Source organism: Adlercreutzia sp. ZJ242 (genome assembly GCF_011038995.1).
Taxonomy (GTDB): domain Bacteria; phylum Actinomycetota; class Coriobacteriia; order Coriobacteriales; family Eggerthellaceae; genus CAAEEV01.
Window position 1 is genome coordinate 140,018 of sequence record NZ_JAAKEE010000001.1, and the last position, 11,702, is coordinate 151,719.

The following is an 11,702-nucleotide window of genomic DNA, read 5'->3' on the forward strand; positions in this document are numbered from 1 at the left end:
CGAGCGCGTCCGCATCCGCATCCGGGCTTTCGGGTGCTCCGGGCGCGCTCGCAGAGTCGATTCGAGGAAAGGAAGGCCGCCATGGCTGCCGAACTGGACAAGCTGTTTGGGATCACCCCCGAGGGCGTCGAGAAGCTGAACGAGCAGGGCATTACCACCATCGAGGAGTTCTACGAGGTTGCCAAGCACGTCGACTCGCGCGGGGAGCTGGCGGAGAAGACGGGCCTCGACCCGTTCAAGCTCGAGGAGTGGTCCTCGACGGCGGGGAACTTCATTCTGATGATGAACTGCGAGTGGTAGGAGCTTCCCATGTGTTTCAGACCTCCTGAGGCCGCGGCGGGCGAGAGCGTGTGCCCCGGCTGCTATGTTGTCGTCATGCCCAACCCCGACGGCACGTGCCCTGAGTGCGGGGCCGTCATGCGCGCGCCGGCAGGCGTCGCGGGCCCGAGCGCACCTGTGGCTCCGAGTGCGCCAGGCGTGCCTGCGCCTGCGGCCCCGAGTGCGCCAGGTGTGCCTGCGCCTGCGGCTCCGAGTGCGCCGGCGGCCCCTGCGCCGCCGCCCGCGCCCCGATCGCCGCAGGGCGGGGAATAGGCGGCACCCTGGCTCTTGAGCTCGCCAGCTTTAGCGGACGCGCTAGCCTTGGCGGGCGTTCTGGCCTTGGTGCGCGCGTCGGCCTTGGCGAGCTCCTTGGATTTGGCGGGCGCGCCGACTTTGGCGGGTGTCCTGGCTTTGGTGCGCGCGTCGGCCGTCTTTGGCAGGCTCGCCCGCTTTGGCGGACGCGCCGCATGAACGCTTATCGAGAGGCGGGAGGGGGGGACGCTGTGGCTCGAAGAAACGTTGAGGCGAAGCTGAGCTTGGCGGAGTCGTTTGCCGAGCTCGCGGAGGCGATGCCGCTTGACCGCATCACCGTCAACATGGTAGTCGACCAGCTGGGCAAGCACCGCAAGACGTTCTACTACCACTTCTCCGACAAGAGCCAGCTCGTCGTCTGGCTGTTCCGCTACGAGCTGGCCTGCAAGTTGGAGAAGACGTTCGCGCCCGGCCAGCTGGTGTACGAGGCGTCGGACGACCGGTACGCAGCGTTCCCCTACTACGTGCGCAACGTGGACGAGGACGGCCGCATCTACAACGCGCTGTTCTTCGACGCGGCGTACAGCTGCCTTGAGCGTCGCCGCGCGTACTACCGCAACGTGCTCTCATCGCTGGGGCCGGGGACGCTCGAGCACTACCTGCTCGAGCTGTACCGCCCCGCCCTGACCGAGGACATCCGCTACCTGATCGATCAAGAGCTGTCGAAGTGCAGCGCCATCTCGCGCGAGGGCCTGCGCATGCGCGTCGACAGGGGATGTTCGGTCGCCTTCCTCGCCGACTTCTTCACGGGTGCGTTCATCTCGCGCTACATCCAGCGCCTGAACTACGCGCCGATCGGGCGCACCGCCGAGCAGGTCTCGCCGTTCGAGAACGTGATCCACGACTCGCTCAGCTGGATCATTCGTCAGGAGGTCGCGCGGGTCTCCTCGGCGCTCGACGACGCGAAGCTCCCGGCAGGCGTGACAGATGCAGTGTGCGCGGCGCGTGCGGCGAACTCACGGTGCGCGACGGACGTGGCGGATTCGCTGGGCGCCGCGCGTACGGCGGATCCTTCAAGTGCGGCTGATTTGCCTGATTCGCCTGATGCGGAGGATCCCTCAGAAGCAGCGGGACGCTGACCGAGGAACGTGTAGCAAGACGGGCAGCTGACGGCGTCAGGATCCACGGGTGCGCCGCAGGCAGGGCAGAGCCCGCTTTCGACGACTTGCCCCGCGGCGCTCATGCAGGCGCCGCACATGACGCATGGTATGCACATGCCCCCTCCTTCTCGCGTGGATGTGCCCTTGCGATCAAGCTTACGCGCTTTTTCGCGCGCACGCGCTATCCACGTGCCATGATGTGGGCATGGCGACCAGTTGCGGTCCCTTCGCGCAGACAGCGCGCTTATGCCAGGTTGCGCTTCTGCAAGGTCTCGAGGAGCAGCTGCGTGCCGCTCTCCATGTAGGCGTCGCAGCGATGCGGGGCGGGCACGCTGCTGAGCTCCTTCAGCTCGCGGCAGCAGGTGGTGCCGTGCGTGGCGCGAAACGCCTCCACGAACCCCTTCGCCACCTCGTAGGTGTGCTCCTTGGTGGTGCGCTGGGCGCTTCCGTCGCTCGCGCACGCGCTGATGACGGCCACGCCGGCCGACACTACGCCGCAGGTCTCGGCGTTGCCGCCCATGCCTGCGCCGAACCCCTCCATCATGCGGAAGAGCGTGTCCTCGTCCACGGGCGTGAAGCGGGAGAACGCGCAGGCGACCGACTGCGCGCAGTTGTGGCGCCGCTCGTGTCGTGCGAGCACCTCGGACGTGAGCGCGCGAGCCGAGGGCTCGGTGTGTTCGGCGGGTTTGGCTTGCGTGGCAGGCTCGGCGGTTTCGTTGAGATGGGGCATGGTGATCCTCGCGATAGTTCAGATGGCGTGCATGCATCGACTCCGCTGATGATAACGCGAAATGCGCCCACGCTGCATGGAGATCACCTTCCAGTCGACGGCACGCAGCAAGCGCTCGGCAGGCACAATGCGTAAGCGGGCGTCCGCCCAACAGGCGCGAGGCGCAAGCGAGCTCTCGCCCGGCAGGTGAAATGCGCGGCGGCAAGGGCCAGCAAGCAACGGGCGTCCAACAGACGCAATGCGGGCGGCAAGGGCCACCAAGCAGCAAGTGCCCAGCAGACGCGAGGCGCGGGCAGGTGACGAGCCCCGGGTAAGCGGCAAGCCCCGGGAACCACCGACAACGGCGCTTTTTCATCCACCCCTCATTGAAACGTGGATGAAACTAGGTCGTTATCGGTGGTCCAAGCCGCAAAAACCGCCGATAACGAGCCCTTTTCATCCACTTTCTTCGAGAAATCGCCGATAACGGGGTGCTTTCATCCAGTATTTTCCCAAGGTGGATGAAAAACCGCCGTTGTCGGTGTCGTGGGCGACATGAGTGTCATGGGGGCATGGGCAGCATGGGGGCATGGGTGCCGTGGGCGCCATGGACAGCACGGGAGGCACGGGAGGCATGGGCAGCGCGGGAAGGGACTCGTTGGCGTCGCGCCACGCTCCGTGCTGTCACGGGTTGAAGAAGGGGGATTGCGCGATGTGGCGTGCTCTGTGTAGGCGCGGATTGTGGAAGGAGCTTGCTGCCGCAGACTGTGGCCGGAGCTTCGCCCATTGCCTCTTGGCAGAGCGAAGACATCGAACATTCCCGCCCGAAACCCTCGCATAAGTTTGCGCGAGTTTCAGGTGGGATGCGCGTTTTCGCAGAACGGCAACGCGAGCTCGGATAGAAGCTATAATGGCGAAAAGCGGCAGGTGCTTCTGGCGGGAGGGCGTGAGGACTGAAGCGAGGAGGCGAACTCGGCATGGAGCTTTATCATGGGAGCAACGTTGAGGTGCGAACCCCCAGGCTTCTGAGAGATCAGCGTGCTTTGGATTTCGGAAACGGGTTCTACACGACTTCCGACTTGCGGCAGGCATCATCGTGGGCAAGGCGTACAGCTCGCCTTCGCGGAAAAGGACGTCCTTGCGTTACGGTCTATGAGGTTGACGAATCGTCTTTCGATGACTTGCGCGTCCTCAGGTTCAACGAACCTGACGAGGCTTGGCTGTCCTTCGTGGCGAAGAACAGGAGGAGCGAGAGCATCCCAGGTGATTGGGACGTCGTTGTCGGACCGGTGGCGAATGACCAGACGATGCCCACGCTGCTGCTCTTTATTGACGGGTTTCTTACAGCTGACCGAACCATAGAGCTGCTCATGCCCCAGAAGCTGAAGGACCAGTTCGTGTTCAAGACCGTAGAGGCGCTGAGGCGCCTCCGCTGCATTGAGGTGATTTCGGTATGAAGAGAATCCCCTATTTCGCCGTTGACTACTATGATCGGCACGTGATCAGGCGCATTGTCAACGATTTCGAGATGGAGCAGATGGATGCCGTGAGGGCGTTCCTCACGTCCGAGACGCATGGTCTCTTGGAGCGCATCGAGAACGGGATGTGGGACTACTCCGAATACGGGATATACGATATGTGGAAAGCGGAGCAAAGAACCGGTGATCCGCGAAACTCGGCATACATGAGAGGGGAATAGCGTGTCTGATCTGGCAAAAGAAACGGAGTTCTTCATTTTCCTGATCGAATGCTATGCCGAGGCGAAGGGGCGTCCTGCGGGAGATGTTCTGCAAGAGTGGGACGCTCACGGCATTACGCAGGAGATATACGACAACTACGAGATGTACCACAGCGAGCGCATCGAGAACGCTTTCGAGGACATCGACAGCCTGCTGGCGACGGGAAGGCATGCGTGGTGAGATCGTGGTATGCGATGGCATGTGATCGAGGGGCTCTGCGGGATCGTTCGCCATCGCGTTCATCGGCGCCTCGCGGCAGCGTCGGCGCGAGGCGCGGCGTGCCCGGCGCCGTTCGCTGCCTCTGCTCATGGGCGACGTCCTCGCACGACTTCGAAGGGAACCTGCGGATGCGGCTATTCTGCTCGCGTGCCAGCTCCAAGCTGGCCTCAAGCTGACTCCGGGCTGGCTTCAAACTGATCCCGGGCTGGCCCTAAGCTTGCTCCAGATTGGCCTCAAGCTGGCAAAGGAAATGAAAGGAAAGAAGGTTTTCGTGTCAACGTACGTGATTGCATTTGAGTCGAGCCAAGCGGCCATGGCGGCCTCGAAGACGCTCGCCTCGGGCAGCGTGGACTTCCGGACCATCTCTGCGCCCGCCGCGATCAGCGCGGGCTGCGACATCGCCGTGGAGTTCGATGCGCCTGACCCCGAGGAGGTGCTCGCGCGCATCTTCGGCGCGAAGCGCGACACGGGCCTGGCCTCTCTCTACCGCGTCGCCGATGACGGGGCCTGCGAGCGCATCTGCGCCCTGTAAGCGAGCTCGTGCTCTGTAAGCGCATCCGCATCTCTCATGCCATCCTGGACGGAGCGCCCGCAGGGCGCGGAGTAGAAGGATCTGGCCGCGAGAGAGTTGCGCACGCGGGCGCGTCGTGCCCGGGGCTGTTCCGCTAAGCGCGGGTGTCGCTTACGTGCTGGCAGGCGTCGCCGTAGAGCACGTAGCCGTCCGAGGCCGTGATCTCGTTTCCGTACACGGGGTCGAGCGCGACGAAGTTGCCCAGCGTGAGGTTGCCGGGGTCGTGCGCATCCCTAAACCCGATGAGGCAGATCCAGTGCTCGCCCCACGAACTGGCCACGTGGATGACGGTCGGGCGCCCGGCGGATATCTCGTCGTAAGCCTCCCGCAGCAGCGCGGCGTCAGACCCGAGGCTGCGAAACGACGAGTTTCCGCCGCCCCAGCGGGGCCACGTGCAGCAGCCGCAGCCGTAGAAGGAGTGGTCGGTGGCCTGCCCGGTGATGACGGCGTCGCCGTAGGCGCAGGCGTAGCCGGGACAGCAGATCATGTGGCCGTCAGCCATCTGGTTGCCGATCTGCGCGATGATGGTGGGGTCGTAGGGAAGCGTGCGGTTGGCCTTGAGGTCGGCTTGCGCCTGGGTGACCTTCACGGCAACCTCGCGCGCGACGGCGGGCACGCTGAGCGCGCCGGGCGCTCCTTCGGCGGCGAGGGCCGGCGCGGGCGCAGCTGCGAGGGAGAACGCCGCGAACGAGGCGGCGAGGGCGGCGGCTGCGAGGGGTCGCGCGAGGCGTTCGAGTACGCGTTGGGGCACGTGAAGGCGTCCTTTCCCGGCCGCATAGGGTGCGTTTGACGTGGGCGCGGCCGCCGAAGAGGTTACCAAAGCGTCGCCGCCTCGTCGGAAATCGCCTCAATCTGTGCGAGCTGTCCACATCCGATGCACCCAACCCCCACGTCTTGCGCATCCGTTCTCCACGTCCGCTGCGCCCTTTCCCCACAACGTCTTCGAAAGAAAACCAACACCCCAGGTGAGAGCCTTGTTAGTCACCTTTAATGCTCTGCCGAGCCGCCGTCAGAAGGCGTCGCGGCCCCAAAACGCGGAGAGCCCGCCTGGGGGGCGGACTCTCCGAGGGGGTGCTTGCGGCGCCGCCGAGCGGTGCGCTCGGGCACGGCCATGCAGCTGTCATGCGGCTGCGGTGGCGAGCGCGGTGGGCGAGTGCGGCCCGGTTGCGGTGGGCGGGCGCGGCCCGCAGCCGGGCCGCTGCCGACGCCCGCAGCCGGCCCGCTACTGACGCGCTGCCGACGCCCGCTGCCGGCTCGCTACCGGTGCGCGGCCTCGAGGCGGGCGAGCTCCTCGGGCGTCGCCGACTTCGGGGCGGTTGCCAGCAGGCGCTCGGCGGACTCGCGGCGCGCCATGGCGCGCTTGAAGTCCCTCGTGCCCACGAAGACCTCCTTGAGCCACGGGTTCACGCCGAGCTTCTTCGCGCGGTACAGGATGTAGGCGAGCGCGGCCACGTTGGCGGCCAGGGCCACGGCGGAGACGGCGAGGTTCACGTCGGGGTTGTTCACCGACTGCGCGGCGAAGATGGAGTCGTTCGCGAACATCGGGAACACCTGGCAGAACATGCACCAGGTTGCCAGCGTGAACGCGCGGTTCTGGATCCAGCCGCCCCTGTTCCACAGGAAGCAGGCGATGGTGGGGGCGAGCAGCAGGGCGACGCCGCAGTACCAGGAGTGCGTCGGCAGGCAGTTGTAGGTGTAGCAGAAGTTCCACAGGTCGTAGGCGATGATGAAGACCCACGTCATGTCGGGCCACAGCATGTCCTTGCGGTCCTTGGAGATGTAGATGCCGAGCCAGCCGGTCATGCAGGCGATGTTCAGGATGCCGGCGATGCCGTTGAGCACGTTGTGCCAGCCGCCGTAGAGCAGGACGCCCTCGGGGGACACCCAGGTGGTGCCGAACGCGCGCACGGCGCTCTCGAAGTCGCTCACCACGGCGATCAGGATGTTGATGGCCACGATGACGAACGGGAAGTACTTGAACCACTGCGAGCGGCCGATCTTGGTCCACGAGTACTTCAGCATCATGAAGCCGATGCAGCCCGCGGTGGCGGCATACACCTTCGCGTAGTGGAACCAGCCGTTCATGTCGGTGTGCGTGGGGTTGGCAAGCGCCCACTCGGCGCCCATCGCCGCGCTGATCTCCACGACGAGGCAGTACACCGTCATGGCGCCGCACAGGCCCACGAACACGGTCAGGCCGCCGACCTTCGTGCGCCGCTCGAACTCGTTCAGCAGGATGAGCGCGACGAGGACGACGATCATCCCGGCCCATTGGTATAAGGCTTGGTCGCCGTATACGTCAAACAACATGAGAACCCCTCCTTTGGGTTTGCGAGGCAGGTCTGCCCCGCGCTTCGACTCCAGCCCTCGGCGGCCTCAAGCCGCCCCTCCCCGCGTCCGCTCCCTCGCTTCCGCCTGGGCCTTGCAGCTGCTCCCGCGCCTCAGCGGTCCATGTGCAGCGTCTGCGCGATGAGGTCCTTGATCACCTCGTCGCTCACGTCGGGGTTGCGGCGCAGGAAGGCCGTCACCCCGATGAGCAGCACGTAGAACGTCTCGTACACGTGCGTGATGCGCAGCTCGTGCAGCGCCTCGTAGTCGCGCACGGTGTGGCTCTCCATGAAGCGCGCCACGCGGTCGGCCACGCGGTTGATGAACTCGATGTAGAGCGACGCGTTCTCCTTCGAGGCCAGCGCGATGCGGAACGAGTCGTTCTCGAACAGCGCGAGCCGCAGCAGGCGCACCGCGCTGGTGAGGGCGTCCTCGATCTCGCCGACCGTGCGCTGGGCGTCCCAGTAGTGCACGGCCTCGATGAAGTCGGCGACGTACGTGTCGAGCACGGCTGACGTGACGGCTTCCTTGTTGGGGAAGTAGTGGTAGAACAGCGAGCGCGTGACGCCGACTCGCTTGGTGATGTCCTGGATCGAAGTGCGGGACAGTCCTTTCTCCTCGTACAGGCTGCGGGCGGCGTCGATGATCTCCTCGCGCCGCTCGCGCACGTTTGCGCCTCTGCGCGTCGGGGGATGGGAAGCGCGTGCTGCTTCGTTTTCCTGCGAGTGCATAGGCCCTCCTTCAACGGCTGGTTTGCGCGCGTCCAGCAGCATGGCGAAGCCCTGGTCCTGCCGCCTGGCGGCGCTGCGCGGGATGTCCGCGCGGGTGCCCGCTCTTTGCGGGCATCCTGGTTTTGCGGGCGCTTCGTCGTGCTGCGGACACCATACGTCGCTTGTTGACAGATCGTCAATCGACAGATTCGGCGATCCGTCAATCCGTTTACGCAAATCGGGAAAACGTCAATGCTTTTGAGGGCTTTCCGCCTCCAGACGCAACGCGACCCGCCGATGATGCGGGGCATCCGTCAGCGGGTCGCGTCGGGGGGGTATCGAATTGTACGGGCCGCCCGCGGGAGCGGGTGCTCGCAGGAGCGGGCGTGGGCCGGGTCGGCTGCTCGCGGGAGCGGGCGGCAGTTGGGCGGCCGCAGGTCCAGGCGCTTACGGGCGCTGGCCCATGCCGCCCTCAAGCGTGATGGTCTCGCCGCTCATGAACTTGAAGTCGGGGCTGGCGAGCTGCACCACCACGCGGCCGATCTCGGTCTCCACGTTGCCGTAGTGGCCCATGGGGGGCATGTGCACGTTGGCCTCGAACGCCTCGGGGTAGGCGTCCTTGAAGTTCTCGAGCGCCGCGGTCCACGCCAGCGGGCACACCACGTTCACGTTGATGCCGTCGGGGCCCCACTCGGTGGCGGCCACGCGCGTCAGGCCGCGGATGCCCTCCTTGGCGGCCGCGTAGGCGCACTGGCCGAAGTTGCCGAACAGGCCCGCGCCGGAGGCGAAGTTGATGACCGAGCCCTTCGTCTCCTTCAGATGCGGGTAGCATGCCTGCATGTAGTAGAAGGTGGCGTAGAGGCCCGAGTAGATGGCCAGGTCGAACTGCTCGGGGGTATGGTCGGCGAGCGTGACGCCCGAGGCGGACGCCTGCGCGTTGTTCACGAGCACGTCGATGCGCCCGAACTTCTCGATGGCCGCGTCGACGACGCCCTGCGTGACGGCCTTGTTGTCGGCGCTGGCGTTCACGTCGGCGGCCATGATGAGGACCTGGATGCCGTGCTCGGCCTCGAGGCGCTCCTTGGCGGCTTCGAGCTTCTTCACGTTGCGGCCGGTGATCACCAGGTTCGCGCCTTCCTTGGCGTAGGCCGTGGCGATGCCGTAGCCGATGGAGCCGGCCGATCCGTCCTTGAGCGCCGCGAAGCCGGCGCCGGTGATGATGGCGGTCTTACCTTCGAGAAATCCCATGGGGCCTCCTTGTGGACGAGCGCGCCAGGTGAGTGCGCAGCGCGCATGAGCGTGAGGGAACGAGTTCATCCTAGGCGAAGGGGAGGGGCGGGGGTGAAACGAAAAGGCCAGATGCCGCGAGGGGCAGGTGGAAGGCGGCGCGAACGGACGCGCGGGCACGCGCGGAAGGCTGGGCGACACGGCGCGTCAGACCGCCCGAACTGCGGATAGTTGGTGCGCATCTAACGTTCTCTTGACAGACGTGGTACAATGTGCAGCTGTTATCTGTATCTGCAACATACGATAGGATGTTTCGAGCATGGATTTGGCTAAGCAAGCGAAAATCGTTGACTCTATTCATGATACCCTCAACGACTTTGTTGGTCAACGACTCAAGGTCCGCGCCAACATGGGCCGCTCCAAGATCGTCGAGAGCGAAGGCGTTCTGACCCAGGTTCACCCGCAGCTGTTCATCATGGAGGTCGACCGCAAGCGCGGTCGCACGGCGCGTCAGTCCTACCAGTACGTCGACGTGCTCACCGGCATGGTCGAGCTCTCCCAGAACGGCGAGCCTCTGTTCGCGCCCTTCATCGAGGAGATCGCCGCCGAGGAGGAGGCCCCCGTCGAGGAGCGCGTGCTGATCTAGCAGGCATCTCTCGCGAGAACGAGGCGCCCGCGCAGCCCGAGGGTTGCGCGGGCGCCTCTGCGTCTCCCCTGATTGTGGCTTCGAGCTCGGCTTCGGGCGAAGGCGCGGCGGGACGTGTTCAAAATGTGAACGCAAGTTTTTCATTGACAAAAGCGCGCGCAAGCATCAAAATACTGCCTTGCGCATGACGCGAAAGCGCTGCGCCACACACGTGGGGATGTAGCTCAGCTGGGAGAGCATCACGTTCGCAACGTGGGGGTCGTGGGTTCGAATCCCATCATCTCCACCACGTCACTCCAAGCGCCTCGGACTCCGGGGCGCTTCTCATTTCCGGGGGCCTCGCAGGGGATTCGAGCCGTGAGGCCGGACGCCGTCAGGAGGACAGCCTTGCGGGCTGTTCTCAGGCGACCGCCCGAAGGCGCCTGCGCCGAGGGCCGAGCGCGTTAACCCAGAGCGTTCGCCGAAGGCCTCGACCCCATCTGTCCGTATCAATTCTCCCATACCTGCCCATTTTGTGCCGAGCAAACTTTAGGCATAAAGAAATGGTCGTTTTCGGGAGAAGAGGGTTACGGGGGATCAACATGTCCCAATCTCCAACGCGCATAGTCACGCGCGATTTCGCGTTGCTGTTCATCGGCAACTTCATCGTGATGGCCGTCTACTTTCTGCTGCTGACCACCATGGCCTATTACGCGGCGAGCTCGTTCGGCGTGGAGTCCTCCCTCGCGGGGCTGGCTGCCTCGGTGTTTTTGGTCGGAGGCGTGATCGGGCGCATCTTGAGCGGCAGATACGCGCAGGGCTTCGGGATGAAGCGCATGGCGATCGTCGCGCTCGTCGTCCAAGTGCTCATGTGCGTGCTTTACTTGGCGGACGGCTGGGGGATAGGCTTTCTCATAGCCGTGCGGCTTGTCCACGGCATATCGTTCGGCGTGGCGAACACCGTGATGCCGGCCTTGGCCGTGAGCGCCCTGCCGGCGGAGCGCCTTGGCGAGGGCACGGGGTACTTCATGCTTTCGAGCTCCCTCGGCTTGGGCATCGGACCCCTCATGTCGGTGCTGACGGCGCTGGGATTCGACTACTCGCTTCTCTTCGTCTTGTGCATCGCGTTGTCGGTCATAGCGCTCCTGGTCACCGTTCCCGTGAAGGCGTCCGACCGCTCGGAAGAGGCGTCTGGCCGCCCGGAGGGGGCGTGCGCCTCAAAGGAGAGCGTTTCTTCCGCATCGGAGCCGAAGCGGGGCCTCGCGTCCTTCATCGACACCTCGACCTTCACCTTCTCGGTGTTCATGCTCCTGGTGGCGTTTTCGTACTCGTCGATCAACGCGTTCATCAACAGCTACGCCATCGACTTGGGCATGGGCGTGTACGCCCCGTTCGTCTTTCTGGTCTACTCGGTGACCTTGCTGGTGACGCGGCTGTTCACGGGGCGCCTGCAAGACCGCTACGGCGAGAACTGCGTGCTCTACCCCTCCATCGCGTCGATGGGCGTGGGGCTGCTGCTCGCCGCGTTCGTCAGCTCCCCCGCGATGCTCCTCGCGTGCGGCGTGTTCATGGCGACGGGCTTTGGCACGAGCATGTCGGTGGGGCAGGCCGCTGCCATAAGGCTCGCCACCGGCAACGACACCTCGCGCACCATCTCCACCTTCTTCCTGCTCTGCGACGGCGGGTGCGGCATCGGCCCGTTCATATGGGGGTTCGTCCTGTCGGGCTTCGGATACCAGGCCATGTACCTCTCGTGCGCCGTCGTGGCGTTCTGCGCGGTGCTGTACTACCGCGCGGTCTGCAGCCGCAAGATGAAGCGCTGCCGAGCTTGAGGCGCCCCGTAA

Annotated in this window: 14 protein-coding genes and 1 tRNA gene; 10 read left to right on the forward strand and 5 right to left on the reverse strand. The window is 65.1% G+C overall.

What is annotated here, in order from left to right; translation table 11 throughout:
• Window positions 1-81: 81 nt before the first annotated feature.
• The 3 genes from G7Y49_RS00630 (at window position 82) to G7Y49_RS00640 (ending at window position 1,709) form a co-directional block, all read left to right on the forward strand.
• Window positions 82-300 (forward strand): DUF4332 domain-containing protein, encoded by a 219-nt coding sequence (locus G7Y49_RS00630; RefSeq protein WP_165170194.1) that lies wholly within the window; start codon window positions 82-84, stop codon window positions 298-300.
• A gap of 9 nt (window positions 301-309) precedes the next feature.
• On the forward strand, window positions 310-591 hold the full coding sequence (locus tag G7Y49_RS00635) for a hypothetical protein (protein WP_165169982.1): 282 nt from the start codon (window positions 310-312) through the stop codon (window positions 589-591).
• 230 nt (window positions 592-821) lie between these two features.
• A complete protein-coding gene (locus G7Y49_RS00640) occupies window positions 822-1,709 on the forward strand; it encodes a TetR/AcrR family transcriptional regulator (protein ID WP_165170196.1) in 888 nt (295 codons plus the stop codon).
• A 265-nt stretch (window positions 1,710-1,974) separates the two neighbouring features.
• Here G7Y49_RS00640 and G7Y49_RS00645 read toward each other — a convergent pair whose 3' ends face one another.
• Window positions 1,975-2,460 carry a C-GCAxxG-C-C family protein gene (locus G7Y49_RS00645; protein WP_165170198.1) on the reverse strand — a complete coding sequence of 162 codons (486 nt, stop codon included), beginning with the start codon at window positions 2,458-2,460 and terminating at the stop codon, window positions 1,975-1,977.
• 956 nt (window positions 2,461-3,416) lie between these two features.
• Between G7Y49_RS00645 and G7Y49_RS00650 the strand changes: the two genes are divergently transcribed.
• The 4 genes from G7Y49_RS00650 to G7Y49_RS00665 all read left to right on the forward strand — a co-directional run bounded on the left by G7Y49_RS00650 (window position 3,417) and on the right by G7Y49_RS00665 (window position 4,929).
• On the forward strand, window positions 3,417-3,896 hold the full coding sequence (locus G7Y49_RS00650; RefSeq protein ID WP_165170200.1) for a DUF3990 domain-containing protein: 480 nt from the start codon (window positions 3,417-3,419) through the stop codon (window positions 3,894-3,896).
• Window positions 3,893-4,138 (forward strand): hypothetical protein, encoded by a 246-nt coding sequence (locus G7Y49_RS00655; RefSeq protein WP_165170202.1) that lies wholly within the window; start codon window positions 3,893-3,895, stop codon window positions 4,136-4,138. The genes G7Y49_RS00650 and G7Y49_RS00655 overlap by 4 nt, the downstream gene beginning before the upstream one ends.
• A 1-nt stretch (window position 4,139) precedes the next feature.
• Window positions 4,140-4,358, forward strand: a complete 219-nt coding sequence (locus G7Y49_RS00660; protein ID WP_206214493.1) for a DUF3791 domain-containing protein — start codon at window positions 4,140-4,142, stop codon at window positions 4,356-4,358.
• Between the two features lie 310 nt (window positions 4,359-4,668).
• Window positions 4,669-4,929, forward strand: a complete 261-nt coding sequence (locus G7Y49_RS00665; RefSeq protein WP_165170204.1) for a DUF3343 domain-containing protein — start codon at window positions 4,669-4,671, stop codon at window positions 4,927-4,929.
• Window positions 4,930-5,062: 133 nt separating this feature from the next.
• Here G7Y49_RS00665 and G7Y49_RS00670 read toward each other — a convergent pair whose 3' ends face one another.
• From G7Y49_RS00670 to G7Y49_RS00685, 4 genes are all read right to left on the reverse strand, one after another.
• Complete coding sequence (locus tag G7Y49_RS00670) at window positions 5,063-5,719, reverse strand: hypothetical protein (RefSeq protein ID WP_165170206.1); 657 nt, start codon at window positions 5,717-5,719, stop codon at window positions 5,063-5,065.
• A gap of 506 nt (window positions 5,720-6,225) precedes the next feature.
• Entirely contained in the window at window positions 6,226-7,278 is a 1,053-nt protein-coding gene (locus G7Y49_RS00675) for a DUF5692 family protein (RefSeq protein WP_165170208.1), read from the reverse strand.
• A 131-nt stretch (window positions 7,279-7,409) separates the two neighbouring features.
• Window positions 7,410-7,964 carry a TetR/AcrR family transcriptional regulator gene (locus tag G7Y49_RS00680; RefSeq protein WP_241157209.1) on the reverse strand — a complete coding sequence of 185 codons (555 nt, stop codon included), beginning with the start codon at window positions 7,962-7,964 and terminating at the stop codon, window positions 7,410-7,412.
• A 489-nt stretch (window positions 7,965-8,453) separates the two neighbouring features.
• Complete coding sequence (locus tag G7Y49_RS00685; RefSeq protein WP_165170212.1) at window positions 8,454-9,254, reverse strand: SDR family NAD(P)-dependent oxidoreductase; 801 nt, start codon at window positions 9,252-9,254, stop codon at window positions 8,454-8,456.
• A gap of 298 nt (window positions 9,255-9,552) precedes the next feature.
• Here G7Y49_RS00685 and G7Y49_RS00690 point away from each other — a divergent pair, with 298 nt between their 5' ends.
• From G7Y49_RS00690 to G7Y49_RS00700, 3 genes are all read left to right on the forward strand, one after another.
• Window positions 9,553-9,879 carry a Veg family protein gene (locus tag G7Y49_RS00690; RefSeq protein ID WP_165056403.1) on the forward strand — a complete coding sequence of 109 codons (327 nt, stop codon included), beginning with the start codon at window positions 9,553-9,555 and terminating at the stop codon, window positions 9,877-9,879.
• 213 nt (window positions 9,880-10,092) lie between these two features.
• Window positions 10,093-10,168 (forward strand) — tRNA-Ala (locus G7Y49_RS00695).
• Between the two features lie 292 nt (window positions 10,169-10,460).
• The gene (locus G7Y49_RS00700; RefSeq protein ID WP_165170214.1) at window positions 10,461-11,690 is read left to right on the forward strand and encodes an MFS transporter; all 1,230 of its coding nucleotides are present in this window, start codon (window positions 10,461-10,463) and stop codon (window positions 11,688-11,690) included.
• Window positions 11,691-11,702 lie beyond the last annotated feature (12 nt).

Bases quoted from the DNA above. Each gene is read 5' to 3' on its own strand.
- G7Y49_RS00630 (WP_165170194.1), top strand. From the start codon at position 82: ATGGCTGCCGAACTGGACAAGCTGTTTGGGATCACCCCCGAGGGCGTC.
- G7Y49_RS00635 (WP_165169982.1), top strand. From the start codon at position 310: ATGTGTTTCAGACCTCCTGAGGCCGCGGCGGGCGAGAGCGTGTGCCCC.
- G7Y49_RS00645 (WP_165170198.1), bottom strand. From the start codon at position 2,460: ATGCCCCATCTCAACGAAACCGCCGAGCCTGCCACGCAAGCCAAACCC.
- G7Y49_RS00650 (WP_165170200.1), top strand. From the start codon at position 3,417: ATGGAGCTTTATCATGGGAGCAACGTTGAGGTGCGAACCCCCAGGCTT.
- G7Y49_RS00655 (WP_165170202.1), top strand. From the start codon at position 3,893: ATGAAGAGAATCCCCTATTTCGCCGTTGACTACTATGATCGGCACGTG.
- G7Y49_RS00675 (WP_165170208.1), bottom strand. From the start codon at position 7,278: ATGTTGTTTGACGTATACGGCGACCAAGCCTTATACCAATGGGCCGGG.
- G7Y49_RS00685 (WP_165170212.1), bottom strand. From the start codon at position 9,254: ATGGGATTTCTCGAAGGTAAGACCGCCATCATCACCGGCGCCGGCTTC.
- G7Y49_RS00690 (WP_165056403.1), top strand. From the start codon at position 9,553: ATGGATTTGGCTAAGCAAGCGAAAATCGTTGACTCTATTCATGATACC.
- G7Y49_RS00700 (WP_165170214.1), top strand. From the start codon at position 10,461: ATGTCCCAATCTCCAACGCGCATAGTCACGCGCGATTTCGCGTTGCTG.